The organism is Peptoanaerobacter stomatis (assembly GCF_000238095.2).
In the GTDB taxonomy this organism is placed as follows: domain Bacteria; phylum Bacillota; class Clostridia; order Peptostreptococcales; family Filifactoraceae; genus Peptoanaerobacter; species Peptoanaerobacter stomatis_A.
Genome location: NZ_JH815225.1, coordinates 914937 through 916009, shown reverse-complemented (window position 1 = coordinate 916009; position 1073 = coordinate 914937). Strand labels below are relative to the sequence as shown.

Here is a 1073-nt window from a genome sequence, read left to right as displayed (position 1 = left end):
AGTACAAAAAGATGGAAAATGGGGATTCATAGATAAAAGTGGAAATGAGATAATAGAGTTAAAATATGATGAGGTATATAGCTTTAAAGAAGGCTTATCAGCAGTACAAAAAGATGAAAAATGGGGATTCATAGACAAAGAAGGAAGAGAGATAATAGAGTTAAAATATGATGAAGCATGGTATTTTGAAGAAGGCTTAGCAAAAGTAAAGAAAAATGCTAAATAGGATATATAGATAAAATTGGAAAGGAATTAACAGAAGAAAAATATTATATTTTATCAATATAGTATTTAAAAAGGGAAATTAGAACGTTTAGCAATATTCGCTTTGTTTGGCTTAATAGATTGCATATGTTATGATTTGCATTAGTTTTGAATAAGTTTATTAAAAAGGAGATAAGTAATTATGGGATATATTGATGATTTAGGTGATAATATGAAATGTAAAGATGATGATACGTTATATGAGATTTCAGATGATGATGAATGTCTACCTGAAAAGTTCTCAAGGTATGAGAAGATTGGAGCATATCAAGACAGCATAGCTCTTATAAGAAAAGGAATAATTGATAATGAAAGTTATAGATATGTATATATAGATAGAGAAGGTGATGAAATAATAGAAGCTATATATTCAGATATAAGTTTTTTATTTAAAGAAGGCTTAGCAGTAGCAGAAAAAGATGGAAAATGGGGATTCATAGACAAAAAAGGAAATAAGATAATAGAATTAAAATATGATGAAGCATGGCCTTTTGACGAAGATTTAGCACAAGTAAAAAAAGATGGAAAATTTGGATGTATAGATAAAAAAGGAAGAGAAATAATAGAAATAAAATATGATGAAGTATGGACTTATGAAGAAGGTTTAGTAATAGTACAAAAAGATGGAAAAAGGGGCTTAGTAGATAAAAAAGGAAGAGAGATAATAGAGTTAAAATATGATGTTTTATATGGTTTTGTAGGAGGTTTATCAGCAGTACAAAAAGATGGAAAATGGGGATTTATAGATAAAAAAGGAAGAGAGATAGTAGAGTTAAAATATGATGAAGCATCATATTTTCAAGAAGGTT

General features: G+C 27.7%; 2 protein-coding genes. Both read left to right on the top strand.

Features of this window, described 5'->3' with window-relative positions:
- Positions 1–226, top strand: a 226-nt coding sequence (locus HMPREF9630_RS10190) for a WG repeat-containing protein (protein WP_009527239.1), incomplete at its 5' end; no start/stop codon positions are given.
- 180 nt (positions 227–406) lie between these two features.
- The coding region (locus HMPREF9630_RS10415) for a WG repeat-containing protein (protein ID WP_009527238.1) at positions 407–1073 on the top strand (667 nt) is incomplete at its 3' end.